The sequence below is a fragment of the Halomonas sp. YLB-10 genome (assembly GCF_003856855.1).
In the GTDB taxonomy this organism is placed as follows: Bacteria; Pseudomonadota; Gammaproteobacteria; order Pseudomonadales; family Halomonadaceae; genus Halomonas; species Halomonas litopenaei.
On the sequence record NZ_RRCU01000003.1, the window covers coordinates 406,668 to 431,263 of the forward strand.

The window sequence follows — 24,596 nt, forward strand, 5'->3', positions numbered from 1 at the left end:
TACTTGTGGCGATTTGGGGCTTACTCCTGACGTGGAAGCCGAAAAGGCCAGAAGCTGCACGACCTGTGATGGCGAGGGATTGGTCGACCCTGAACACTGCTCTCGATGCGCAGGAGATGGCTCCATCGATTGCAAGCCCTGTAACGGAATTGGCGAAATAGAAGAAGATGCCTGTCTGACTTGTGGTGGCTCAGAGGTCGTGGACTGTAGAGACTGCAGCGGAAAAGGCGACGTCGAGTGCAGCGAGTGCGATGGCGAAAACCCTTTCTGCGATGAATGCGACGACAACGGTCGAGCCTCATGCGACGAGTGTGATGGAACGGGTGAAGTCGAATGCCCACACTGTCTCGAAGCAGCCTAAGTGAGAGCCCCGGCCAACTCTGGCCGGGGCATCCCCGTGACGCATACATCAGGCGGACCACCCGCGGCGGAGCGCAGTATGCTCGGCGTCACACTATCACCCTATGCCACTCCACCACCACGTCGCTGAACGAGAACCGTGGCACGTGATGTGCGAGATGAGCCACACCCTAGAGCAGAACATCTCGCCCGTCGCACCATCCCGCACAGGCCCAAGTGCATGACCAGGGCGCCCCTGAGCCCCAGAACGAAAACGACGGTGGTTGACCCCGTCGAGAGTGCTACTTTTCGCGTACAGCGGCCACTTGCAGCCTAAATTAATCGTTACTTCTAGCTAGAAAATCCTGACAGGGCAAAATACACATGTACAATTAAAGCTGCAACAGCAGGAAGCCAGCAAACTTTAAGGTAAATACGAATAAGACGTTGTATCCTTTTCTCATCATCATCAAGGTCATGAGTTATCTTATCAACATCTTTTTTCAAGTCTTCCGGATAAGTTTCCCTCTTACCCTCGATGGAATTCAAAATAATATTTTTAGAATGCACTACTCTGCGAAGACGTCTACTTTGATTTTTCAATAGCTCAGAAACAATCCAAGACGTAATCATAAGACCAAGAACTATTATAGAACTTCGCAGAATATCTCCAGCTTTAGGAATCAAAGCGACAGCGGCGAAAGAAACAGGTATACTAAGAAGCTTTCCGGCAATATCTCCAAGAATTCCAGAAAGTTTGCTGGAAATATCTACCTCCGCCTCTGCAACCTCTCTCTTTGCCTTATGAAAGGCGAATCCACTTATATATACAGCAAGATTCTTATCAAACGTTTCGAGAAAGTCACCCCAGTTTCTCACAAGATAATGAAACGGCTTCTCGCTTTCAGGCTTCCCTTTTACAAACTCCGATACAGTATTTCCAAAAACCCCAACCTTCTCTCGATAGTGAGCATCCTTGGATTGGTCAGAGTCGCACAAATCTATCAGGCGCGAAACCTCTATATCCTGTGCCAGTTCAAGAATCTCTTCGTCAACCATTGTTTCAAGAACTAACGCCTGAGAGACCCCAACTTCTTCAGGCTTAATAAAAACGAGTCGAAAAAATCTGCTCTTAGCTTTTGCATCATGGTAGTGAGCAAGCTTGGATAAGCTATCAATCAAGCAGCAAATTTTTTTCAGACTATCTACGCTAGGGTTTGCATCAGAAGAACCAGCAAAATAATCTTCTTCTACAAGGTAAAAGTCTGCCGGAAACTGGCCTTTCCCAATCTTAGGATCGTTTTTCAGAAGATCAGCTATATTCTGGTGAAACGTTTTTTCCGAGCTCCTGTGGGGCTTCACTTCAAACTGAAGCTGTCCAGATGAATTTGGAAGCTTACTAGGATCACCATCATAATCTTCATCATTGAAAACCAGTTCATTAAAACGCCCCATCCCACTCTTAGAGATTTCTAAGATCAGCTCCCGAACCTCAGACAGTTCCACCGAGCCGCTGAAACTCCCTTTGCTGAGAGTGGGACGCTCAACGATACGATAAAGTTTCACCAAAGATAAAATAGACACTATTCACTACTCGTCAGTATCATTGTCATTGGCCTCATCTTGACCGAACTCGTCGAGCGCCTCTCGTATTGCCTCATCCATGCTCTCGGGAATTCTAGTAAGTGTAACTGTGCCATCTACCCTATTATAATAAACATCTGCTGCTTCGTCTTCACCCAAGGCAGATTTTTCAAAAGAAAATTTCCAACTATCACCAGCGCTTGTGATTCGAGTATACCTATTCAACATCCTTTTACTTACAGGAAATTCTGCCGGAACAGCTACAGCTTCGCTGTTCAAGCGTTCCATGTAGCTCTCCAATAGAGCTTCAGCCTGATCTGCCAAGGCATTAGGTATATTTCGGGTCACAATATGGCCGACTTCTGATAGCTTGACCGACTCACCACTTTCCTCTTTTTCAGTTAGATAACCAACAAGCTCACTGACGAAATCCTCTCGACTTCCTCTTAACCCCTCGTTCTCTCGAAAGAACTTTTTTGACTCCCTCAGCAAGTTGTCAGTAGCTCGAGCTGGAGCAGTTCCCGGAGCACATCCAAGAGCAGTAACGAAATAGCCCGACGCCGACTTTGCAGAGCCGGAACTAATAAAGCTAAGGTAATTCAGCTCACGGCGTTCTTCAGCGCTGGCATTATCAAATTCAGACATCTTGGAGAAATTAATCTTGGCCGCCTGATGAAGCTTACTAAGATCAAGTTGCTCAAGCTCTTCCGGCTCAAGGTCTTCTGTCAAAGTCAACCCAGGAGTCTTCTTTATCATTGCCATCAAGAAGAATCTTTCCTGCTGACTAACAAAGTCAGAAAAAACTATGTATCCACCGGTCGCAAACTGACTACTAGATGCTTTGTCGTAGAGGCGTCCCATAGCTGATCTGGTCAGGGCTATAAACTGGTCATCTGTGGGACCATCAAGACCTCTGTAACCTTCAAAATCATCCGGAAACGCTCCCCGACCATCACCTGCAACGAAGGTTCCATAGTGAGCACTATTGTGACGAGTCCCGTAAATATCAATCACGCCTTCAAGCAGCTTCACTACTGCTTCATTTTCTCGGTCCAACACAGCGTTTCTGTAATTCGTAGGCTGTATATCCTGCTGCTTTTCTTTGATAAGTTCGTGGACAATGACTTTATTTATTTCCATTTCCTTTCCCCACACCAAATCCAAAAATGAATATACGTTTTTTATAAGTAAAATTGGACTATCTACATTTACGAAATGGCCAATCTTGCTCTGTGAACCACCACTCCGCGACATTCTGCTGCAGATGCAAACACCGACTCACTGGGTCGCACGGTCGGAATCAGCAGCAGTCGTCCACCCATGCGATGACACCGGAACACGCGAAGCGCATCCTCCGACTGAACGATGACCAGGTCGTCATGCTGTATCGGGCGAGACTCGTCAACGACCAGCAGGTCACCCTCGATGACATCTCCCTCCACGCCCGCTTCATCGTGCACTTCAACGAGGTAGCGCATAGGCGAGAGCAAGTTGGCATCGAGCTCGATGGATTGCGGCAGGAACTCCGGCAAGGCCGGGCCCAGGTATTGCACTCGCATGGCAACCTCAATCGAAGCTGAACGACTGGCGGTTGTCTGCGGCCTGGGTCTCCATTTCGATGCAGCCGCCCAGAGTGCTGTAGCTGCCGGAGCCAGTCACGGTTGCGACTTCTTCGCACTGACGCCTGACCCCGCCGGGGATCGACGCCCATTCGCTCTTGAGGCGGTTGTAGGCACTCTGCTCCATCTGGATGCAGCCGTTGTAGGTGACGTTGCTGAACTCGCCGCCGATGCTGGCGACCATCTCGCACTGTGTCTCGACATCGAAGCGAGGGATCTCGTCGGCGAAGGCTGCCATGGGAAGGCAACCCGCTAGCACTGTGGCTTGTAGTACACGCTTCATCCTTGTTCTCCCTGCGTATTCGCCCTCTTCACGGGGCCCGTTTTTGCGCGCATGCGCCGAAGCTACTCGGCGCCAATGTGATTTGACGCCTACGCGATCCTGCCGATGCGGATCTCGCAGCGCCCCAGGATCTCCACGTCGCGGAGTTGCTCGGGGCGGATCATTTCCGGCTGGTAGTGGGTGTTGTCGCTGATCAGGTAGAGGGCCCCGCCGGCCAGACGCTGAACCCGCTTGATGCGACGCTCGCCGCTGACCAGCAGCAGAAACACCCCTTCCTGGCGCACGTCCTGGTTGGCGCGGTCCACCAGCACCCAGTCGCCATCCGAGAGCGTGCCCTCCATCGAATCACCGCGCACCTTGACCCCCGCCACCTGGGCGGCACAGAGCCCCAACGCCGATAGCTGAGCCTCGGGGAAGTACAGCGCTCCCTCGACACGTTCCTCTTCGAGTGAGCGGCCGTCGCCAGCGGCGCCCTCGACATCATAGAGCTTGACCTCTGCCAGCCCGGGAGCCGGTGCCGTGGCTGCCTCCACAGGAGCGCCGTCATTGACGCGAACGGCCTCACGACCATCGAACGAACTACTATCGGTCGAACGAATACCTGTAACGAGATACTGAATATCGACGCCGACCTTGGCGATTTTCTCGAGATAAGCCGTATCTGGGTGCCTTTTACCCCTCTCATAGTTCGATTGAGCAAATTTTTTGACGCCCCCAACCTCCCCAAAAGCCTCTTGTGACAGGCCTAAGCGGGCTCTCTCTTCGCGTATCCGCTCACCTAAGTTGCTCGATTGCACACAGGCACCCTTGACAGTTGTCCATTCGAATACCATCATTCCATTAACAAACACGAACCCACACAGGTTAACACAATGGCCATTACCCGCGATCAGGCCCGTAAGGAGCTGGAACGACGCGGCATCAGCATCGCCGAGTTCAGCCGCTCACATGACCTCAACCCCAATCTGGTCAGCGACTTGCTAGCCGGTCGCAAGAGGGGCCTGCGCGGAGAGGCCCACCGTGCCGCCGTTCTCCTCGGTATCAAGGACGGCGTCATCGACGACGTCGAAGACTTCCCGCCCTCGGCGCCCAGTGAGTAACCCATTCCATTCCTGACCTGCTGCATAAGGACATCCGCCATGTACCAGGACCCAAAACGCGTTCGCTCCCGCTATGGAGCTATCAACCTCGACCAGTACGAAGCCCGGCTTATCGACGCCCTGGTGGACTACACCGGCCTCGACAAGGCCGCCCTGCTCCGTCAGCTGGTGTTGAAAGAAGCGCTGGAGACGCTGGGCGTTGCCGACCTCGATACCCGCACTTTGCAACCGCGGGCGTCGTGAAGGCAGGCCTTTTTAAGGACCTCAAGGAGCACTGGATTTATGGCTGACGCCTCACTCCATGACGAACTGCGCCTTCCGATGGATGACGAGCTCGAAGCCGTGCTGGAACAGGTTCGAGTCCAGCAACACCTGGCAACCCTGGAAGAAGCCGCCGAATGGCTCGTGCGCCGCCGCTTGCGCAAGGGAACCCAGGGACTGACCGGGCGCGGGCGCGCCCTCTACCTCGCAGGGAGACGATAACCATGAGCATCCAACACCAGAACAAGCACCGCATTCCGTGCCCCCACTGCGGCAATACGGCTCGCATCCGCAAGAGCCAGGGCCTCACGCCGGTGTATCGCGAAGCGGTCATTGAGTGCCGCAACGAGGACTGTGGTTGGCGCGGCAAGCTGTCGATCGAGATCACCCACACCATCGCGCCGAGCGACATTCCGAACCCCACGGTGCGCCTGCCCCTGGTGCCCCGGCTGCGGGAACTCGCCCTGGCCCAGCCGGCCGTCGCCAACGCCTGACGCACGCTCGTCGACCCACGATCTACAGGAGACCGCTCATGACTTCAGTTACCGCTCTGCACCGCCCGCACCTGGACGCCTATAACCTCGCCGCCGCGCGGCTGTTCCGCGACCGCTGGGAGAACCGCGTCACCGCCCTGGGTAACTGCATCGAACACTTGGTCGTCGACCATGAAATGACCGAGGAGGCCGCCGAGCTTACGGCCATCCAGGCCTATGCCGACCTCGAGGCCACCAACCAGCTGGCCCGCGTCGACATCGATGCCAGCACCTCCCACGTGGTGGTGGTGCGCACCGAAGGTGGCCGCCCGGTGATGTTCACCGTCACCGACCTGATGCGCATCCTCGCCCAAGCCCGCGAGGAGGAGCGCGCCGTGGTCGTCGATCGCGACCGGCGCCGCCCCGTGGTGCTCGAGTACTGAACCAGGTTCCCGCCGCCCCTTCACCACGTTCTCCACCACGACATAAAGGAGGCACAGCGTGAATCCATCGCTGCGCCAGGACATCCTCGCGCGTTTGAAGCGCGACTACCGTGCCGAAGAGCGCGGCCCGTACCTGCAGAAGGTGCAATGCCCCGACTGCGGAAAGCGGGAGGCCTATATCGCCACCGAGGCGCCGTGGATGCTGAAGTGCGGGCGTGAGAACAACTGCGGCAGCCAGCTCCACGTCAAGGAGCTGTTTCCCGAGTTCTTCGCCTCCTGGTCTGAGCGCTACGCGCCCCGCCCCGATCAATCGCCCCACGAGACGCCGGCCAGCGCCACCCCGGTGGCGGATGGCTACCTGCGCGACGGCCGCGGCTTCGAGCTCGAGCGCATCCAAGGCTGGTACAGCCAGGAGAGCTACTGGAAGCCCAAGGTGGGCGGTAGCGCCACGGTGCGCTTCACCCTGCCCGGCGGTGCCTACTGGGAGCGGCTGCTCGACAATCCCGAACGCTTCGGCAAGCAGAAGGCCAACTTCGTCGGCCGGTACAAGGGCGACTGGTGGCAGCCGCCGACCCTGACGGCCGCCGACCTGGTCGAGGCCGGCGAGGTGTGGATCGTCGAGGGCATCTTTGACGCCATCGCCCTCTACCACCATGGGATCGCCGCGGTCTCGGCGATGAGCTGCGCCAACTACCCGGATTCTGCACTCAAGGCCCTGGCCGATGCCGCCCATGCCGCCGGTACCGCGCGCCCCACCCTGGTGTGGGCGCTGGACGGCAACCGTGCTGGTCAGAACGCCACCCTCAAGCACGTCCAGCGGGCCCAGGCGGCAGGCTGGGAGTGCCGCGCCGCACAGATCCCCGGCGGCGGCCGCCACGACTGGAACGACTGCCACCAGCGCGACGAACTCACCGAGCAGCACCGCGAGACTTACCGCTACCACGGTGCCCTGCTGCTGGCTCCCTCGGCCATGGCCAAGGCGCTGATCATCTACAAGCGCACCGAGCGCCGAGAGTTCTGGTTCGAGTACAAGCGCCAGGTGTGGTGGTGGAAGCTCGACGTCGATGCCTTCGATCGCGCGGTGCGCGCCGAGGGCGAGGACGGCGGCGACCAGCAGAGTCTCAACCCAGCGATCCGCGACGCGGCCCTCGAGCAGGCCGGCAACGTCAAGCGCATCTGCACCTGCTTCCCCACGGCGCTCTACTACCAGGCCAACGCCATCACCGACGAGAGCTGGTACTACTACCGCGTCGAGTTTCCCGACGGCCGCGCCCCGGTGAAGAACACCTTCAGCGGCGGCCAGCTGGCCAGTGCCTCCGAGTACAAGAAGCGCCTGCTCGGCGTGGCACCGGGCGCGGTGTGGACCGGCACGAGCCAGCAGCTCGACACCCTGCTCCAGGACCAGATCGGCAACATCAAGACCGTCGAGACCATCGACTACATCGGCTACAGCAAGGAGCACGGCGCCTATGTGTTCGGCGACCTGGCCGTGGCCGGCGGCAAGCTGGTGCGCATCAACAGCGAGGATTATTTCGAGCTCGGCCCGCGCAAGCAGCTCAAGACCCTGAGCCAGTCGGTGACCCTGCACCTCAATCCAGACCGCGAGGCCTACCAGACCGGCTGGACCAACCAGCTGCTCGGCGCCTTCGGCAGCAAGGGCGTGGTGGCCCTGGCCTACTGGCTGGGCAGCCTGCTCGCTGAGCAGATACGCGCCGAGATGGGCTCGTTTCCCTTCCTCGAGATCGTCGGCGAGGCCGGCGCCGGCAAGTCCACGCTGATCGAGTTCCTGTGGAAGCTGGTCGGTCGCCGGGACTACGAGGGCTTCGACCCGTCCAAGGCCACCATGCCGGCACGCAGCCGGAACTTCGCCCAGGTCTCCAATCTGCCGGTGGTGCTGATCGAGTCGGACCGCGAACAAGAGGGCGGCGCCAAGCAGAAGCAGTTCGACTGGGACGAGCTCAAGACCGCCTTCAACGGCCGCTCGATCCGCGCCCGGGGCGTGAAGAATAGCGGCAACGACACCTACGAGCCCCCCTTTCGCGGCTCGATCGTGATCAGCCAGAACGCCGCCGTGCAGGCCGGCGAGGCGATCCAGACCCGCATCTGCCACCTGCATTTCACCCGCGAGGGGCAGAACCGCCAGACCAAGGAGCTCGCCGAGGCCCTGGAGAAGGCCGAGCTCGAGCACGTCAGTCAGTTCGCCCTGGACGTGGCACAACGCGAAGCCGAGCTGCTCACGCGGATCAACGAGCGCGCCAGAACCTACGCCGAGCGCCTCGCCGAGGACCCGGACGTCAAGGTGCTGCGCATCGCCAAGTGCCACGGCCAACTCGCCGCCCTGGTCGAGTGCCTGGGACCGGAAGGCCTGGGCCTGTTCAACACCCAGACGATCGATGTGGCCGCCGGCCATGTCTGGCAGATGGCCCGGGAACGCCAGCAAGCGATCAACGCCGATCACCCGCTCGTGGCCGAGTTCTGGGAGGCCGTCGACTACCTCGAGGGACTCAGGGCCGAGCCGGTGCTCGATCACTACGGCGGCGAGGGCGATCTGATCGCCATCAACCTCAAGGACTTCGAGCGGGCCTGCGGCGAATACAAGCTCCGGGTGCCCGAATTGCGCGAGCTCAAGCGTTACCTCAAGGCCAGCAAGACCCGCAAGTTCGTCGACGCCAACCGCACCGTGCGCTCCCGCATCCGCCTCAACGGCGCGAGCGTGAAGTGCTGGGTGTTCCAGGCATAGCAGGTAGAGAAAGGAGGCCCATATGCAGCGCACCTACTCACTCGACCAGGCCGCCGGCCTGCTGAACATCGGCCGCAATACCCTGGCCCGCCGCCTACGCGAGGCCGGCGTGCTGGGAGCCGACAACCTGCCCGCCGGACGCTACCGCGGCAACACTCGCCTGGTGTTGGTGGCCACCGGCACCTACTGGCACCCCATCTGCGGCTGGACCCACTACGGCCGCACCGAACTCACCGATGCCGGACTCGACCACGTGGCCGACAGGCTCGGCATCGCCATCGATCACCTGCCCGCGCATCACGCCCACCGGGCAGCACAACAACCGCACCACGCAAGGAGCGCATCATGAATCGCGAAACCCGCATGCCCAAGCTCACCGAACGCCTGAGCGAGCGAAACCGCCAGGCTCTAGAAGCCATGCACGCCGCCGAGGCCGACGCCGAGCAGCGCTTGGCCAGGGTCGAAAAGCTCGGCCCCACGGCACTGCTGCGGCTCGTCGCCGTCGCCCAGGGCGACAGCGGTCAGAGCCACCACTGCCGCCGGATCCTGCTCGCCGTCTACAACGGCCCCGAGTGGCCCCTCGAACTCACCCGGCTGCGAGTGATCGACCGAGACCTTCAGGAAGCCGCCCTGGTCGTCATCGAGTGGGCCACCTACACCGGCCGCGAGCTGCACGAGTACCTGGACGACGGGGACCGCCTGATGCAGCGCTTCTGGCTCATCGAAAACGGCGGGGAGGGCTGAGCCATGGCCGACAACGCCGACATCGCCAACGAGATCCAGGAGCGCCACCTCGAGGGCGCCCTGACCAACCGCCCCCGCTGGATCGGGATCGACTGGGCCGGAAGCGACGAATGCGAGGAATGCGGCGACGAGATCCACGCCGCCCGCCGCCAGGCCGCGCCCTGGGCCACCACCTGCATCGAGTGCCAATCCATCCGCGAAAGGAGGAACCGCCATGTCTCCTAACAACATCCAGGCGCTGATCAACACCAGCGTCACAGACGCGAAGATCTCCATGGAAGGCGGTATCGAGAACGACCCGGCATATGCTGCCCACACGGCAACCGAGCTGCTAAGAGCGATCCAGGGAAAGGAAGGCCAGGCCAGCCGCCGGAAGATGGCCGCCGCCGTCGCCCGCAAGGCGATCAAGGAACTGGAGAAGGAGCCGCTGGCATGAGCAGTACCATCGATCCTCGCGACTACACGATCATCAGGGCACTCGGGGCTCTAAGCCTCAACGTCCCGAACGTTGAACTTGCCCGCGCCTTCCTGAGCGATAGCGGTGCCGGAGAGCGGATCCACGCAGCCGTCGAAGTCGTCAATCACAGCCGAGCCAAGCGAGACGCACAGATAGCGTGGCAAACCGCCTACGAGATTCGGGACCGCATGAGCCGGGTGCTTGATCGCCAGCTGGATGAGAAGGCGCTCGAACTGATCGAGGACATCGCTGCCGAGTACTCGATGGCGCATCACCAGAACGAGGATAGGCAGAATTCTTCACATGATAAGGATGATGGTCGGCATATTGAGCAGAAGCTTGCTCACTCTAGCCAGGGGGTGACATGACGCAACCGATACCGAAAGGCGGGCCGATGGCCCGCCAGGCAGCCATGCTCTGCCAGGACAGCGCCTTCAGGCTCTATTTGGATCGGCGACGCCGTCACAAATTCGGCATGACGGAAGGCACCCTGCCCGACGGCACCCACAACGAGCAGGATGCCCGGGACTGGCTGTGCGCCGCCTGCGGCATCCAGAGCCGCGCCGAGCTGGATCACAGTCCCGAGGCGGAGCGCACCTTCCATCAGATTCGCACCCGGTTCAACCACTGGCGAACCAGGAACCGCGTCACCAACCAGAGAACAGGGAACGAAGGTCCATGAAGACTGAATTTCTGCTGATGGCCCAGTACGAGAGGGTGCTGATTCCCCTGGAAGTCTTTGCCAAGGACATCATGGGCGTCGAGCTCCAGACGGCACGCAACCGAATCGCCGCCGGCACCTTCCCGGTACCGCTGACCCGCACAGGCCGCCAACCGATGGTGCATATCACCGATGCCGCCAAGTACATCGACCAGCAGCGAGAGGGCGCAGCCTAGCGCTCTCGATCACGCCTGGCGAGATCGCCGGCTTTCAGGTTCACGTACCGGCGAAGGCTGCCCCAGTCACGATGGCCAGACACCATGGCCACCTCCTGGATCTGGTAGCCTCGCTCGAAAAGCCGGCTGATTCCTTCGTGCCTCAAGTCGTGAAAGTGCAGGTCTTCGATGTCGAGGTGGCGGCAGATCCGCCTGAAGCCGTTGGACACCGACTCGGAACCGTAGGGAAACACGCGATCATCGATCCGGGCCTGCGCCTCTATAATGCTCTGGCTCTCCCCCATCAACGGCACCTCCTGGTCACGCTTCTGGGTGGGGTGCTTGCGCAGCCGGATGATCACCGTGCCCGCCTCGAGGTCGACATCCTCCCACCTCAAACTACAGATCTCGTCGAGACGCATGGCGGACTCGATCGCGAAGCGGATCAGGTCGTGATAGCGGATCCGCCGTAGTGCCCGGTTATGCTTCGTGTGGACCAGCAGAGCCTCGAGTTCATCCGCCGTCGGCCGCCTGTCTCGACTCTGCGGCGAACCAATCAAGCCTGCACGTTGCAGCCCCACCCGCCAGCTCGCCATCTTGTCCTTGAACCCTGTGGGTAACTGAGCGCTCACTGTCGCGGTAGTCACCGCGCCGGAAAGAAACATGATGTCGTGCTTGGTCGTGGCCGGCTTCACGCCATCCATGGCGATCCGCGTCTGGCAAAACTCCTGCAGCTTCTGGAAGGAAAGCTCCGAGGCCAGAAGCTCGGTACCGAGGCCCGCTTTCAGGTTCCGGGCCGAGGTCTGATTCTTGCGCCCTCGATCCGAGGTCTGCTCCAGGTGTACCAGGTGACCATCGACGAGGTCCCCGAGGGTCGGGATCGGGCCCTGGCCAACCAGCCCCGCCTCGATATCGTTCTCGATCTGCCGCGCCCAGGCCTGGGCACGCGCTTTCGTGCTGAACGTCCGGCTCTGGGCCGGGTGCCCTTTCTTACGTACAATGGCTCGCCAACGAGTCCCTCTCTTCTGATATGTCGCCATGCTGTACCACTTTTCCGCTGCAAAAGGATATCGCCCGAAATCTGGTGCACTGATGGTACACCCACACCAGTTTTGACAGGGAGCAGCCGGTATTAAACAGTATATTTATACAGTATGTCGAGAAAGGTAAGTGCCTGATATGACGACAAAGCCCCCGATTTCAGAGGCCCGCCGATTTTCTGTGGCACCGATGATGGACTGGACGACACGCGACTACCGCGTTTTCGCGCGCACCCTGACGCGCCGGACGCTCTTGTACACCGAGATGGTGACCACTGGTGCGATCCTTCACGGGCGTCCGCGCGAGCGCTTCCTCGGCTACGACGAGGTGGAGCATCCGCTGGCGCTGCAGTTAGGTGGCAGCGATCCGGGGGAACTCGCCGAGTGCGCAGCGATCGCCGAGGGGTGGGGCTATGACGAGGTCAATCTCAACGTAGGTTGCCCCAGCGACAGGGTCCAGAACAACCTGATCGGGGCCTGCCTGATGGGGCATCCGGACAAGGTGGCGCTGGCGGTGGCGACGATGCGCGAGGCGGTGTCGATTCCGGTGACGGTGAAGTGCCGTATCGGGATCGACGATCAGGACGAGGACGCCGATCTCGAGCGCTTTATCACCCAGGTGGCCGACGCCGGCTGCGAGGTGTTTATCGTGCACGCGCGCAAGGCCTGGCTGCAGGGGCTGTCCCCCAAGGAAAACCGCGACGTGCCGCCGCTGAATTATCCGCGGGTGCATCGCTTGAAGACCAGTCGCCCCGACCTGCATATCGGCATCAACGGCGGCATCAAGAGCCTCGAGGAGTGCCAGACGCAGCTTAATCACGTCGACAGCGTGATGGTGGGTCGCGAGGCCTACCAGAATCCCTGGCTGCTGGCCCAGGTGGACCAGGCGATCTACGGCGAGCCGGGGCCTGCTGACAGTCGCCACGGCGCTGCCATGGCGCTACGCCCTTACATCCAGCGCCGCCTGGAAGAAGGTGCCAAGCTCAACCATATCACCCGCCATCTGCTTGGCCTGTTCCAGGGCTGCCCCGGCGGGCGCCGCTTCCGTCGACATCTGTCGGAGAACGCTCATCGCGACGGCGCGGGCCTGGCGGTGTTCGACGATGCCCTGGGCCTGGTGCCGGAGCCCGTCAGCGCCTGACAACGGCTGCACGACACTCCGCTGCACGGGAAAAATTGCCCTGCAAAAAAGACAACGGCCGAGCGATCTGCTCGGCCGTTCTCTATTCCTTATTGGGTCCGGGGTTGGGGACTCGATCTTCATCAAGCCCTCCGGACATCTGTCTCGCTAGCCCTACCGCTACTGCTACCTCTGCCGCCACCCCTATCGCCACCCTCATACCTTAAGGTCAGCGAGTGCTCACCTGCATGTGCAACCTTGGCTTCTGGGTGAACCGCTTCACGCCTTGAGGACTAGTAGAGTGAATCGGGCGGCGGCTCCAGGCTCGAATGGAAGGTCTCGATGGCGCTTTCGGCTTCTTCGATGGCGTCGAAGCGGGCGATATGGAACAGCGCCTCGCCTTCGTTGGCCAGGGGCAGCCGGCTCATGCCGATGACGATGCCGTCGGCCATGGACAGGATCTCGCCTTCGGTCTCGCCGAAGGGATCGGCGACCTTGCCCAGCACCTGCCCCTTGGCGACCCGGGCACCCAGGCGCACCTTGGGCCTCAGGATGCCGTCGATGGGCGCACGCGCCCAGCTCGACCCATTGGCGACCTCTGCCGCCGGCGGCTTGCGCCGGCGTTGCTCGCCGGTGAGCATGTCGAGCCGGCGCATCACCCGCAGCACCCCTCGGACACCCGCGGTGATCGCCCACTCGTCGAAGCGCAGCGCCTCGCCGGCCTCGTAAGTGAGCACTGGCGTACCGCGCGTCTGGGCGTAGTGGCGAAGGCTGCCTTCGCGAAGCTCGGCGTTGAGAATCACCGGGGCGCCGAAGGCGTCGGCCATGCGCCGGGTCTCCTCGCCGGCGTCACCCAGCTGGGCGCGGATCTGCGGCAGGTTGGTGCGGTGGATGGCGCCGGTGTGAAGGTCGATGATGTGGGTCGCGTGATCGACGATCTGCTCGCGAAACAGTGCCGCGATACGCCCCCCGAGAGAGCCCGATTCACTGCCGGGGAAGCAGCGATTGAGATCGCGCCGATCCGGCAGATAGCGAGAGTGCTGAACGAAGCCGAAGATATTGACGATCGGCACCGCGATCAGGGTGCCGCGCAGACGGTTGATCTGGCGCGAACGCAACAGACGCCTGACGATCTCGACGCCGTTTATCTCGTCGCCGTGGATGGCGCTGCACACCAGCAAGGTGGGGCCGGGCTGGCGTCCGTGAACGACCTCCACCGGGATATCCAGCGGTGCATGGGTGTAAAGTTTGGCCACCGGCACGTCGATCTGGGCACGCGTGCCCGGCTTGACGGTAATGCCGGCCAGTTCGAAGGGGGCTCTTGCCATGAAAGTTCCTTAGTCGCCATGCCGCGCCGTCGAAAACACGACAGCACCTGTCGTCCTTATACCTTTGTGACGTCGCCAAAACGAGTCCAATTTACCTCAGTGCGCGTATCGATGCCGCTGATCTCGCGGGGCCAGTCCGGTAGAATACGCGGACTGACCCACCGCCGGAGCGCCCCGCCCCCATGGCCCGCCGTACCAAGCAAGAAGCCGCCGCCACCCGAGCCGCATTGCTCGATGCCGCCGAGGAAGTGTTCCTCGAGCGTGGTGTCTCGCGCGCCTCGCTCGAGGTCATCTCGCGACGGGCCGGCGTTACCCGGGGCGCCCTGTACTGGCATTTTCGCAACAAGGGCGATCTGTTCCGGGCCATGCTGGAGCGTGTCCATCTGCCGTTCGAGGACCTGCTCAATGAGCTCGACGACTCCTCGGTCGATCACCACCCGCTGGAGGCCATTCGCTTGAGCTGTCATGTCGGGTTGCGTCAGGCCGATACTCCGCGCCACCGCCGGGTTCACGGTATCCTGCTGCACCACTGCGAGCGTACCGACGATTTCGACCCGCTGGAGGCCAAGGCCGAGATCGCCCGAGAAACCTGCCAGGCCTTGCTGCGCCAGTTCAAGCAGGCTGATCTCAAGCAGCAGCTACGCCCCGGGCTTAGCCCGGAGCGTGCCACCGACCTGTTTCACTATGCCCTGAGCGGGCTGTTCTGGGAGTGGCTACGGGCGCCCCAGACTTTCACTCTCAGTGAACGAGGCCCTGCCCTGGTCGATGACCTGATCAGCCTGATCGGTCGCGACTGACCCGTCGTCGCGAACTGCTACGCGATCGACTCGAGAAGGGCTCGACACGCTTCAATGCTGATGGCCGTGGGAGTGACGATGGCCTTGCCCGTGGTAGTGTTGCCCGTGCGTCGGCGCCTCGTGGGGAGGTACCGGCTCATGACGCTCGATCAGCTTGAGCCTTACCAGGCGGGTACGCGCATCGAGAAACTCCTGCTCGGCCACCGAGCGGAAGCTGTCGTGCTCCTCCAGGTACTTGACCAGCACCCGTACTTCCCCTTCCCGCGGCATCGCCCCCGGCTTGCCCCTCAGGCAGATCTCTCGGGTCCCGTCCGAGCAGAGCACCGCACGGCAGCACCCCTGGCCATCGATGAAGCCGACCACCTGGACCCGCTCGCCAAGCAGGCAACGGCGGTTGAACGAGGGCCGATCGCGATAGCGCTTCAACAGCACCCGACAGAAGCGGGACGCCAGCGGAGACGACAGCGCAAAGGCCCCCCACAGCACCACGATGCCCAGCGGTACGATCACGATCGCCAGATTGAACCACTGCAGTATCAGCAGTTCCGCCACCAGCGTGAAGACAGCAGCGAACAGGATCAGCGCGGTCAAGGCCACCGTCACCGGCACCCCGGCAAACCCCAGCGATACCATCGTGCTGGCCATGTGATCGTCACGCAGGCTGTCACGTTCGAACAGTTGCAGCGGCACCAGCTTCAATGCCACCAGGATCCAGTAGAGCGCGACGAGTGGAAGCAGCACCGTGAACAGAATCAGCGGAAAACTCAGGGCAATATCCCTGATCAGCGTTATGTCCATACCACCTCCCGTGGCGTTGCCACTTGCGTACTTGCTACCCGCAGCATAGCGCCATAGGCCAAAAACCTCGACCCGCACATCCCAATTTTTCCTTTGGTGACAACATGTTGCAACGCACAATATGCTGCACTGCACACCTCGCCCAGGCCCGCCACAAGCGTGTAATACGAAATAAAAAGCTCCCTGTCACCAGCGACTCACCGCCTCTGCAGCATAAAAAAAAGCGCCGCCTGAAAAGGCGGCGCTTTGACCTGCATCAACCATTCTACCGATGAGGGGCGGTCATGTTGACCCGCCCACCCCGTTCAATGATCGGTGGCAGTGCCCTTGGCTTCTGAGGCGTTCTCGTCCTCATCGTCGTCGGAACCACGCTCTCCGAACAAGCGCAGGGAGAGCGACGCGATCATGGCGTAGAACGACGGCACGAAACAGCTACCCAGTATCGCCACCGAGGCCATGCCCATGGCCACCGTGGTACCGATGTGGTGGCTGCTGGTGTCACTGGCGCCGGTGGCCATGGCCAGCGGAAGAGTACCAAAGATGAACGCCATGGAGGTCATCACGATGGGCCGGAAACGCAGCTCCGCCGCGGTGATCGCCGCCTCGCGGATGCTCTTGCCCATCTCCTTGCGCTGGAGCTCGGCGAACTCGACGATCAGGATGGCGTTCTTGGCCGCCAGGCCGATGACCACCAATACCCCGATCTGGACATAGACGCTGGTATCCAGGCCACGCATGGCGATACCGGCGATACCCCCGAGGAAGGCGAACGGCGTGGCGGTCAGTACCGCCAGCGGCAATGACCAGCTCTCGTACTGCGCCGCCAGGATCAGGAACACCATGACCATGCCGAAGATGATGGCGATGGTGCCGGCGTTACCCGCTTCGCTCTCCTGGTAGGCGGTACCGGTCCAGCCCATGCCCCAGTCGCTGCCAAGCGTATCCTGGACGATCCGCTCCATGGCCTGGAGCGCCTGGGTCGAGGAGTAGCCTTCCGCCGGGCCACCCTGGAACTGGGCCGCCGAGTAGACACCGAAACGGGTGACTACCGCAGGTGCGGCCTTGCGCTCGAGGGTCACGAACTCCGACAGCGGAATCCGCTCACCATTGCCGCCGCGCACATAGACGTTGTTGATATCGTCCGGGGTGTCGCGGTACTCCGCCTCGTTCTGCAGGTAGACCTGGAAGTTGCGGTTCTGGTAGCTGAAGAAGTTGACGAAGCCATTGCCGAAGGTGTTCGACAGAGTGGCATTAAGGTCGGTCAGCGACACGCCGTAGCTCAGCGCCTTCTGCTGGTCGATCTCGGCCCGGAAGGACGGCACGTTGACGCTGAAGGTCGAGAACACCTGGTTGAGCGCCGGATCCTGATTGGCCGCCTGCATCACCTTGAGCGAGGCCTGGTAGATCTCCTCGGGGGTGGCACCGGAGAACGACTGCAGGTAACCGGTGAAGCCGCCGGTGGTGGACAGGCCGATGATCGGCGGCATGTTGAAGGCCATGACGTTGCCGCCGTCGACCTCGGCACCGATCTGGAAGATCCGGCCGATCAGATCATCCACCGTGGTCTCGCGCTCGTCCCAGTTGTCCATGTTGATGAAGATGATGCCGCGCGCGGTGTTGACCGAGCTGGTCAGCATGTCGTAACCGGCGATGGCCGAGGAATAGCGCACACCGGGCACTTCCTCGATGCGCTTGCTGACCTCGGCCATATAGGCCTTGGTGCGGCTGAGCGATGCCGAGTCCGGCAGGCTGACGGCTGCCAGGGCGATGCCCTGGTCGGTTTCCGGCACCAGCGTCGAAGGCGTGTTCTCGTAGAGCCAGAAGGAACCGGCCCCGACCAGCCCCACCAGCAGCAGGGTCAGCACCCAGGCCTTGACCAGCGCCTTGACCGCCACCATGAACACCCTGGTGACGCCGTCGAAGAAGCGGTCGAACAGGCGCAGCGGGGTGCGCACCGCCCGCATGAAGGAGGATTCCTTCTTGTGCAGGTCGTGCTTGATGAAGATCGCCGACAGCGCCGGGGTGAAGGTCAATGCCATCAGCGCCGAGAACGCCACCGAGATGGCGATGGTCAGGGCGAACTGCTGATAGATCTGCCCTGTGAAGCCGCCGAGGAAGGCCACCGGCACGAACACCGCCGCCATGATCAGCGAGGTAGCTATGACCGGCCCACCGACCTCCTTCATGGCCTGAATGGTGGCCTGGCGAACCGTGATCTCCTCGTCTTCCGACAGCACCCTTTCGACGTTCTCCACCACCAGGATGGCGTCATCCACCACGATGCCGATGGACAGCACCAGGGCGAACAGCGTCAAAAGGTTGATCGAGAAGCCGAACACGTAGAAGCCAGCGAAGGTGGCCAGTACCGATACCGGCACCACCGACATGGCGATCACGGTAAAGCGCCAGTTCTGCAGGAAGATGAACAGGATGACGCCGACGATCAGGAAGGCTTCGATAAAGGTGTGGAAGACGGTTTCCACCGAGGCGTCGATGAACAGGGTGGTGTCGTAGGGCACCACGTACTCGAGGCCCGGCGGGAAGCGCACCTCCAGCTCGTTCATCTTCTCCTTGACCATGTCTGCCGTCTGCAGGGCATTGGCGCCCGGCTGCTGCTGGATCATGATCGGCGTCATGATGGCGCCGTTGAGGCGCGCCTCGACGCCATAGAAGGAGGCGCCCAGCTCGATCCGTGCGACGTCATCCAGGCGCAGCGCAGAGCCGTCCTCGTTGGTGCGCAGCAGGATGTCGCGGAAGTCGTCGGCGCTGGACAGACGTCCGCCGGCGGTGATGGTGTAGGTGAAGGCTCGCGGGCTGTCGATCGGCGTGGACGCCAGGCTACCCGCCGGTACCTCGGTGTTCTGGGCACGAATCGCCGCCGCCACCTCGGTGGGGGTCAGGTCGTACTCGGCCAGCTTGTTGGGGTCCATCCAGATGCGCATGGCGAACTCGCCACCGCCCAGCACCTCGGCCTCACCGACGCCGGGAATCTGGCGCAGCTCGTCGAGAATGTTCAGGGTGGCGTAGTTCTGCATGTAGATGTTGTCGTAGTCGTCCTGGGGCGAGATCAACGACACCAGCATCAGGATAGAGCTGGAGCGCAGCTCGACCTGGACGCCCTGCTCCTGCACCGCCTCGGGCAGCTGAGACAGCGCGCCCTGGACCCGGTTGTTGACGTTGATGGTGTTGATATCACCGTCGGTCCCGATGTCGAAGGCCACGCTCAGGCTCATGGAGCCGTTGTCGGAGCTGGTCGAGTTCATATAGAGCATGTTCTCGACGCCGTTGATCGCCTCCGCCAGCGGCGCGGCCACCGTCTGCGCCACGGTCTCGGCATCGGCCCCCGGGAAGGTGGCGCTGACCGACACCGTGGGCGGCACCACGCTGGGATACTGCTCGATCGGCAGTACCCGCATGCTCATCGCCCCGATGATGGTCAGGATGATCGCCAGGACCGAGGCGAAGATCGGCCGCTTGATGAAGAAGTTGGCGAAATTCATTCGTTACCCTCTCCTCGAGCCTCCTCGGCCTCCTGATCGCCCTGCGGCGCATTCATCGGCGCCTGCTGGGCGGCCTGGGTGGCACTCGCGGCATCCTCGCCCTGACCAGCGCCCTCGGCAGTGCCCTGCCCGCTCTGATCGGCCGCTGGCTCGCCCGGTGACGCCGCTTCCTGCTCAGCTTGCTCGGGCGCGGCCTGGCCGGCGCCCTGCCCCTGCTGCTCGTACTGGGCTTCTTGCATCAGTGCCTCGGCGTCGCCGTCGAACGGCTGGGGATCGATCGGGGTACCCGGCTTCAGGCTGCCCGGATCACCGACCACCACACGCTCGCCGGGTTCGACGCCGTCGAGGATGATCTGCCAGGCGCCCGCCAGCTCGCCGAGCTGCACCGGACGCGCCCTGGCGACGTTGTCTTCATCAAGCACGTAGACCTGCGGGCCCATCAGGCCCTGGGTCAACGCCAGCTCCGGCACCGCCAGCACGCCGAAGCGCGCCAGCCCCTCGATCTTCACGCGCACGTACTGACCCGGCAGAACCGCGCCGTCCGGGTTGGCAAAGGTGGCCTCCGCCTGGACGGTGCTGGTCTCGGGATCGACACGGGAGCCAAGGAAGTCCAGGTGGCCGCTGAGCACGGCAGGCTCATCCCCACGCGAAGAGAACGCTTCGAGCGAGGCGGCGATGTCCTCGATGCTCATGTCCTTCAACTGACGACGCAGCTCGAAGGCGTCGTTCTGAGGCATCTGGAAACGGACCTCCAGCGGGTCCAGCGGAGTGATGGTGGCAAGTTCGGTATTGGGTGACACAAGGTTGCCGACATTGACCTCACTGAGACCGATCACGCCAGACACCGGCGCCGTGACCTCGGCGTAGTCCAGATCGAGCTGGGCGCTCTTCAGCGCCGCCTCGGCCTGGGCCACGCTGGCCCGCGCGACGCGCGCGTCGGCCAGGGCCTGGTCGACCTGCTGACGGCTCACCGAGTTCTGGGCTGCCAGCTGCTGGAAACGATTGGCGTCACGCTCGGCCCGCGACAGCTCGGCCTGGGCGCTGGCCAGGTCGGCCTCGCGCTGGGCCACGGTGGCCTCGTACAGGTCCGGCTCGATGGTGTAGAGGCTCTCACCCTGCTCGACCTGATCGCCGGGTTCGAACTTGCGCTCCTCGAGCACACCGGTGACACGTGCGACCAGGGTGACTTCCTGCTCGCTCATCAGCTTGGAGGGGTAGGACTTGTCCAGTGGAATGTCCTGGTAGGCCAGCTCGGCCACCTCGATGGCCTTGGCGGGTGGCTGACCACCGGCCTGGCCGGCGGACGGGTCTTCTTCCTGACCACAGCCGACCAGCAGCAATGCTGCCGCCAGGGCGGCCCAGAGGCGGCCGCGATAGATGGTGGTTTTCATCCCTTGATTCCTTCGGGGTAATTGGATCGTCAGATGCCGGGCGCTGACCGCCTCGAGGGAGGAAGCGGTCAGCCTGGACGCCTAGGCGTGCGTCAGCCGTCCTGGCGCGGCGGTGCGCCGATATCGAGAACCGCGTCGTATTCGTCGGCCTCGCCCTGCTCCGGCAGGGTGAAGTTCACCTGCCCTTCCTCGACCAGGAAGGCGTTGAGCTCGGCGATATCCTGGGCGTCGAGCACCCCCGCCTGACGGTGCAGACTGAGCAGGTTGATCACGTAGTTGAAACGGGCATCGGCGTAGTCAGCGATGGCGTTGTACAGGTTCTGCTCGGCGTTGAGCACGTCGACGATGTTGCGGGTACCCACCTCGTAGCCCGCGCGGGTGGCATCCAGGGCACTCTGGTTGGAGACGATGGACTGCTTGCGCGCCGCCACCGTGGAGACGTCATTGCTGACCTGGGTGTACAGCGAGCGCACCTGCAGCACCGTCTCGCGGCGCTGGGACTCGAAGTCGTACTGGCTGGACTCCAGGTCGTAGGTGGTCTGGCGCACCGAAGCGCTGGTCCGACCGCCGGTGTACAGCGGCATGCTCGCGCTCACGCCCACCTGGCTGTTGGAGTTGTAGTCCTCGAAGTTGTCACGCTCGTCGTCGCTGTAGGCGTAGTTGGCGAAGGCCTCCACCACCGGCAGATCGGCGGCCCTGGCCACATCGATCCGCTCACGCGCCACATCGACGCCAGCCTGCTGCGCCAGCAGTTCCGGATTGCGCTCGATGGCAAGCTCGATCCAGGCATCACGACTGGACGGCTCGGGCAGCGCAATAGGCAGATCGTCCTGGAGCATCTCGATGCTGTCGTAGCGCTTGCCGGTCAAGCGCTCCAGCGCCTCGAAGGCCACCTGGAGGTCACTCTCGGCGACGATCCGGTCGGCCCGTGACTGGTCGAAGGTCGCCCGCGCTTCCTCGACCTCGGTGATCGCGATCAAACCGACGTCGAACTGCTCCTGGGCCTGCTCGAGCTGACGCCCGATGGCGCGCTCCTGGGCCCTGCGAGCTTCGAGGATCTCGTAGGCACGCAGAATATCGAAGTAGGCCGACGAGGTGTCGATCAACACCTGCTGCTCGGTAGCCGCCAGGGTGTAGGTCTGCTGCTCCAGCTGGGCCTCGGCCACGTTCACTTCGCGGCTGTTCAGGGCGTCGTAGAGCTTCTGGGTCGCCTGCAGGTTGAGGCCGTAGCTGAGGTAGTCGTCATCGCTGCCGGTACCGCTGAAGCCGGACTGCGACTGGGTCTCGAAGATATGGTTGTAGGCCGCCTCGCCAGAGGCGGTCACCTGAGGATTGAGATCCGCCTGTTCGACGTTGATGCCTTCTTCCGCACTACTGGTGGTGGACCGCTCGGAGGCCAACTCGGAGTTGTTGTCCAGCGCGTCGCGGGTAATGGTCAACAGATCGGCGGCCTGGACCTGGCCTATCATCAGGGCGGCGACAGCGGCACACAGAAGGCGGCGGCGAGAAGGAACCCGCGAGGTCAGAGTGACGGGGACTGGTCGGGAAGGCGTCATTGATAGCATCCTCGGATCTGTTGCTCGGCGTTGTCCACAAGTCCCTTTGACCAGGCCACAGAGACATCACACCAGGGACGCCGCGCGACGCGAGCACGACCTCCCTGACACACTGTCCTTGCCATTTCCTGGGCGCCTCGACTTCCTGGAAAGCACCGGGTGGCGTTCGAATCTAGGGGTATTCGATATACATACATTGTCGCATGTTTGGCGTCGTATTCTACCGCCCTTCATGCAAGGATGGTGAAAAATTCGCAATTCCGCACTATATTGCTGGCTAAACCACAATGCTGCACTGCAACATAGCCAAGATCGCCCTCCCCTGCAGGACCATCACCAGGAGCCACCATGGACACTCTGAGACTGGTCACCTTCCGAGAGCTCGAGATCGCGGTACGCGTGTTTCATCCCGAGGCCCCCAGAACCGTCATCGCCTGGCACGGACTGGCACGCCACGGCGGTGACTTCGCTGCCCTGGCCCGGGAACTTGGCCCCGAATGGCGAGTCCTGGCACCCGACACACCGGGGCGAGGACTGTCGAGCTGGTCGCTGTATCCTGCCAATGACTACTTGTACTCCCATTACATGACAGTCGCGTTGGCCGTCATGGACCACTTCGAACTCGACCGGGCAGCCTGGGTGGGCACCTCCATGGGAGGGCTGCTCGGCATGCTGCTGGCCGCCGATCCATCCAGTGCAGGCCGCATCGAGCGACTGGTGCTCAACGATGTCGGTCCGGAACTGGTGCCACAAGGCCTGGCCGAACTGGCCACCTACTTCACCGTCCCCCACCGTTTTTCCCGCTTGAGCCAACTGGAGGCGGAGCTTCGCCGCCACTACGCCGGCTTCGGCATCGATGACGAGGACGCCTGGCGCCAGCTCACCCTGGAGAGCGCCCGCCGCCTGCCGGACGGTAGCTGGACCTACCACTACGACCCGCGCATCGGCGAGCAATTCGTCCACGACACGCCCAGGGACACCTGGGCCGACTGGAAGGCCATCCGCTGCCCCTTGATGGTCGTGCGTGGCGAAGACTCACCTTTGCTGTCCGAGGATATCGTCACCCGCATGGGCGAGGCTCAGCCACAGCTCGAGACGCTGACGGTCCCGGGCTGCGGCCACGCCCCGATGCTCGATCGCCCGAGCCAGGTCGCGCCAATAAAGGCCTTTCTCGAGAAAAGCCTCGCCGAGCAGCCTCACGAGCCGTCCAGGGCGGTTGCGCGTCCCTGGTGGCGACGCCTGCTGGGGCTCGGCGCCTCCTGAAGCCCGCTCTGTCTAGTCGTTGGAGTGCTGCTCCAGCCGCGTGATCGTTCGCAGCACTGCCGCGTGATAGCCACGGCCGAACAGCAGCAGGTGATTGAGCAACGGATAGAGCTGGAAGGCGGCTTCGCGCCGGGGCCAGTCGGCGGGGGCGCGCTCCCGCCCCTGCGCCTGCCAGTAGGCCTCGAAAAATGCCTCACCCGGCGCGCCGAACAGCGTCAGCATGGCCAGATCCACCTCCGGGTAGTGGCGATAGACCGCCGGGTCGATCAATGCCGGGCCCCGCGAACTGTGGATGACGTTGCCGGACCACAGGTCCCCGTGCACCAGACTCGGCGCCTGGTCAGGCAGCCACGCCTCGAGCTGGTCGGCCACCTGCCCCAGGCGGGCAAGTTCGCTGCGCGACAGCAAGCCGCGGCCGTGGCAGGCCTCGCCCAGGGGCATCAATCGGCGCTCACGCTGGAAGGCGCGTCCGTCGTGAAGCGGCGCATTGGGCTGGGGCGTCGCCCCGCAGGCGTTGTCGTGCGCCCAGCCGTGGGCGGCCTCGCAAGGCGCGTGCAGCTCCGCCAGCCCTCGACCCAGCGCCGTCCAGTCGGCGGGCCCCGGCTCCAGTGCTTCCATCACCAGCCAGGAGCCGACCTGGCCCATCACTGCGGGTATCACCAGCGAGCTACCGGCATCCCCGAGTGCGGCAAGGCCCTCGGCCTCTCCTGCCAGGCGTTCAGGATCGTCGCGCTTGGCCACCACCGCGCCCTGCGCTGTCTCGATCCGCCACACCTCGGCCATATCACCGCCCGACAGGGCACGTGGCGGTGCCGTGGCGGCTAGCCCCAGCGTCTCGAGGGCGTCATTCAGTTTCATGCTGGCTCCTGCTGGCTGCTGGCAGA

General features: G+C 62.2%; 28 protein-coding genes and 1 pseudogene. 16 read left to right on the top strand and 13 right to left on the bottom strand.

Annotated features, from left to right (window positions below; translation table 11 throughout):
- Positions 1-690: 690 nt before the first annotated feature.
- The 6 genes and pseudogenes from EBB56_RS09295 to EBB56_RS22335 form a co-directional block, all read right to left on the bottom strand.
- Positions 691-1,923, bottom strand: coding sequence for a hypothetical protein (locus EBB56_RS09295; RefSeq protein ID WP_124804065.1), 1,233 nt, complete (start codon positions 1,921-1,923; stop codon positions 691-693).
- A 6-nt stretch (positions 1,924-1,929) separates the two neighbouring features.
- Positions 1,930-3,063 (bottom strand): nucleoid-associated protein, encoded by a 1,134-nt coding sequence (locus EBB56_RS09300; RefSeq protein WP_185696409.1) that lies wholly within the window; start codon positions 3,061-3,063, stop codon positions 1,930-1,932.
- A gap of 68 nt (positions 3,064-3,131) precedes the next feature.
- Positions 3,132-3,482: a S24 family peptidase gene (locus EBB56_RS09305; RefSeq protein ID WP_124804069.1), complete on the bottom strand. Its 351-nt coding sequence runs from the start codon at positions 3,480-3,482 to the stop codon at positions 3,132-3,134.
- Between the two features lie 7 nt (positions 3,483-3,489).
- On the bottom strand, positions 3,490-3,780 hold the full coding sequence (locus EBB56_RS09310) for a hypothetical protein (protein ID WP_124804071.1): 291 nt from the start codon (positions 3,778-3,780) through the stop codon (positions 3,490-3,492).
- Between the two features lie 134 nt (positions 3,781-3,914).
- On the bottom strand, positions 3,915-4,358 hold the full coding sequence (locus EBB56_RS22140; RefSeq protein ID WP_260425321.1) for a S24 family peptidase: 444 nt from the start codon (positions 4,356-4,358) through the stop codon (positions 3,915-3,917).
- A gap of 108 nt (positions 4,359-4,466) precedes the next feature.
- Positions 4,467-4,661: pseudogene (locus EBB56_RS22335) on the bottom strand (helix-turn-helix domain-containing protein); the annotation flags it as partial.
- Between the two features lie 36 nt (positions 4,662-4,697).
- Between EBB56_RS22335 and EBB56_RS09320 the strand changes: the two are divergent.
- From EBB56_RS09320 to EBB56_RS09380, 13 genes are read left to right on the top strand one after another with little or no spacing between them, the layout of a single operon-like run.
- The gene (locus EBB56_RS09320) at positions 4,698-4,925 is read left to right on the top strand and encodes a DNA-binding protein (RefSeq protein ID WP_124804075.1); all 228 of its coding nucleotides are present in this window, start codon (positions 4,698-4,700) and stop codon (positions 4,923-4,925) included.
- A gap of 39 nt (positions 4,926-4,964) precedes the next feature.
- Complete coding sequence (locus tag EBB56_RS09325) at positions 4,965-5,168, top strand: hypothetical protein (RefSeq protein ID WP_124804077.1); 204 nt, start codon at positions 4,965-4,967, stop codon at positions 5,166-5,168.
- Positions 5,169-5,207: 39 nt separating this feature from the next.
- Positions 5,208-5,408: a hypothetical protein gene (locus tag EBB56_RS09330; protein WP_124804079.1), complete on the top strand. Its 201-nt coding sequence runs from the start codon at positions 5,208-5,210 to the stop codon at positions 5,406-5,408.
- Between the two features lie 2 nt (positions 5,409-5,410).
- A complete protein-coding gene (locus tag EBB56_RS09335) occupies positions 5,411-5,680 on the top strand; it encodes an ogr/Delta-like zinc finger family protein (RefSeq protein ID WP_185696410.1) in 270 nt (89 codons plus the stop codon).
- A gap of 38 nt (positions 5,681-5,718) precedes the next feature.
- The gene (locus EBB56_RS09340; RefSeq protein WP_124804083.1) at positions 5,719-6,102 is read left to right on the top strand and encodes a hypothetical protein; all 384 of its coding nucleotides are present in this window, start codon (positions 5,719-5,721) and stop codon (positions 6,100-6,102) included.
- Between the two features lie 58 nt (positions 6,103-6,160).
- The gene (locus EBB56_RS09345; protein ID WP_124804085.1) at positions 6,161-8,842 is read left to right on the top strand and encodes a toprim domain-containing protein; all 2,682 of its coding nucleotides are present in this window, start codon (positions 6,161-6,163) and stop codon (positions 8,840-8,842) included.
- 22 nt (positions 8,843-8,864) lie between these two features.
- Entirely contained in the window at positions 8,865-9,191 is a 327-nt protein-coding gene (locus tag EBB56_RS09350; protein ID WP_124804087.1) for a helix-turn-helix domain-containing protein, read from the top strand.
- Positions 9,188-9,586 carry a hypothetical protein gene (locus EBB56_RS09355; RefSeq protein WP_124804089.1) on the top strand — a complete coding sequence of 133 codons (399 nt, stop codon included), beginning with the start codon at positions 9,188-9,190 and terminating at the stop codon, positions 9,584-9,586. The genes EBB56_RS09350 and EBB56_RS09355 overlap by 4 nt, the downstream gene beginning before the upstream one ends.
- 3 nt (positions 9,587-9,589) lie before the next feature.
- Positions 9,590-9,811, top strand: a complete 222-nt coding sequence (locus EBB56_RS09360; RefSeq protein ID WP_124804091.1) for a TraR/DksA family transcriptional regulator — start codon at positions 9,590-9,592, stop codon at positions 9,809-9,811.
- Complete coding sequence (locus EBB56_RS09365; RefSeq protein WP_124804093.1) at positions 9,801-10,022, top strand: hypothetical protein; 222 nt, start codon at positions 9,801-9,803, stop codon at positions 10,020-10,022. Before EBB56_RS09360 ends, EBB56_RS09365 begins: the two co-directional genes overlap by 11 nt.
- A complete protein-coding gene (locus EBB56_RS09370) occupies positions 10,019-10,411 on the top strand; it encodes a hypothetical protein (protein ID WP_124804095.1) in 393 nt (130 codons plus the stop codon). The genes EBB56_RS09365 and EBB56_RS09370 overlap by 4 nt, the downstream gene beginning before the upstream one ends.
- Positions 10,412-10,437: 26 nt before the next feature.
- Positions 10,438-10,725, top strand: coding sequence for a hypothetical protein (locus tag EBB56_RS09375; protein WP_124804097.1), 288 nt, complete (start codon positions 10,438-10,440; stop codon positions 10,723-10,725).
- The gene (locus EBB56_RS09380) at positions 10,722-10,940 is read left to right on the top strand and encodes a pyocin activator PrtN family protein (protein ID WP_124804099.1); all 219 of its coding nucleotides are present in this window, start codon (positions 10,722-10,724) and stop codon (positions 10,938-10,940) included. Before EBB56_RS09375 ends, EBB56_RS09380 begins: the two co-directional genes overlap by 4 nt.
- Here EBB56_RS09380 and EBB56_RS09385 read toward each other — a convergent pair.
- A complete protein-coding gene (locus EBB56_RS09385; RefSeq protein WP_124804101.1) occupies positions 10,937-11,959 on the bottom strand; it encodes a site-specific integrase in 1,023 nt (340 codons plus the stop codon). The genes EBB56_RS09380 and EBB56_RS09385 overlap by 4 nt on opposite strands.
- Positions 11,960-12,098: 139 nt before the next feature.
- Between EBB56_RS09385 and dusA the strand changes: the two genes are divergently transcribed.
- Positions 12,099-13,100: a tRNA dihydrouridine(20/20a) synthase DusA gene (dusA, locus tag EBB56_RS09390; RefSeq protein ID WP_124804103.1), complete on the top strand. Its 1,002-nt coding sequence runs from the start codon at positions 12,099-12,101 to the stop codon at positions 13,098-13,100.
- A 272-nt stretch (positions 13,101-13,372) separates the two neighbouring features.
- Here dusA and EBB56_RS09395 read toward each other — a convergent pair whose 3' ends face one another.
- Positions 13,373-14,407 carry a succinylglutamate desuccinylase/aspartoacylase family protein gene (locus EBB56_RS09395; protein ID WP_045992886.1) on the bottom strand — a complete coding sequence of 345 codons (1,035 nt, stop codon included), beginning with the start codon at positions 14,405-14,407 and terminating at the stop codon, positions 13,373-13,375.
- A gap of 182 nt (positions 14,408-14,589) precedes the next feature.
- On the opposite strand from EBB56_RS09395, the gene EBB56_RS09400 reads away from it, so the two are divergent.
- Entirely contained in the window at positions 14,590-15,204 is a 615-nt protein-coding gene (locus EBB56_RS09400) for a TetR family transcriptional regulator (RefSeq protein ID WP_124804105.1), read from the top strand.
- A 51-nt stretch (positions 15,205-15,255) separates the two neighbouring features.
- On the opposite strand, the gene EBB56_RS09405 is transcribed toward EBB56_RS09400, so the two are convergent.
- From EBB56_RS09405 to EBB56_RS09420, 4 genes are all read right to left on the bottom strand, one after another.
- On the bottom strand, positions 15,256-16,002 hold the full coding sequence (locus EBB56_RS09405) for a hypothetical protein (RefSeq protein WP_260425322.1): 747 nt from the start codon (positions 16,000-16,002) through the stop codon (positions 15,256-15,258).
- A gap of 305 nt (positions 16,003-16,307) precedes the next feature.
- Positions 16,308-19,502, bottom strand: coding sequence for an efflux RND transporter permease subunit (locus EBB56_RS09410; RefSeq protein WP_124804107.1), 3,195 nt, complete (start codon positions 19,500-19,502; stop codon positions 16,308-16,310).
- Positions 19,499-20,893 carry an efflux RND transporter periplasmic adaptor subunit gene (locus tag EBB56_RS09415; RefSeq protein WP_124804109.1) on the bottom strand — a complete coding sequence of 465 codons (1,395 nt, stop codon included), beginning with the start codon at positions 20,891-20,893 and terminating at the stop codon, positions 19,499-19,501. The genes EBB56_RS09410 and EBB56_RS09415 overlap by 4 nt, the downstream gene beginning before the upstream one ends.
- A 92-nt stretch (positions 20,894-20,985) precedes the next feature.
- A complete protein-coding gene (locus EBB56_RS09420; RefSeq protein WP_124804111.1) occupies positions 20,986-22,449 on the bottom strand; it encodes a TolC family outer membrane protein in 1,464 nt (487 codons plus the stop codon).
- Positions 22,450-22,797: 348 nt separating this feature from the next.
- Here EBB56_RS09420 and EBB56_RS09425 point away from each other — a divergent pair, with 348 nt between their 5' ends.
- Positions 22,798-23,712 carry an alpha/beta fold hydrolase gene (locus tag EBB56_RS09425; protein ID WP_045992890.1) on the top strand — a complete coding sequence of 305 codons (915 nt, stop codon included), beginning with the start codon at positions 22,798-22,800 and terminating at the stop codon, positions 23,710-23,712.
- A 12-nt stretch (positions 23,713-23,724) separates the two neighbouring features.
- On the opposite strand, the gene EBB56_RS09430 is transcribed toward EBB56_RS09425, so the two are convergent.
- Positions 23,725-24,570 (bottom strand): fructosamine kinase family protein, encoded by an 846-nt coding sequence (locus tag EBB56_RS09430; RefSeq protein WP_124804113.1) that lies wholly within the window; start codon positions 24,568-24,570, stop codon positions 23,725-23,727.
- Positions 24,571-24,596: the final 26 nt, after the last annotated feature.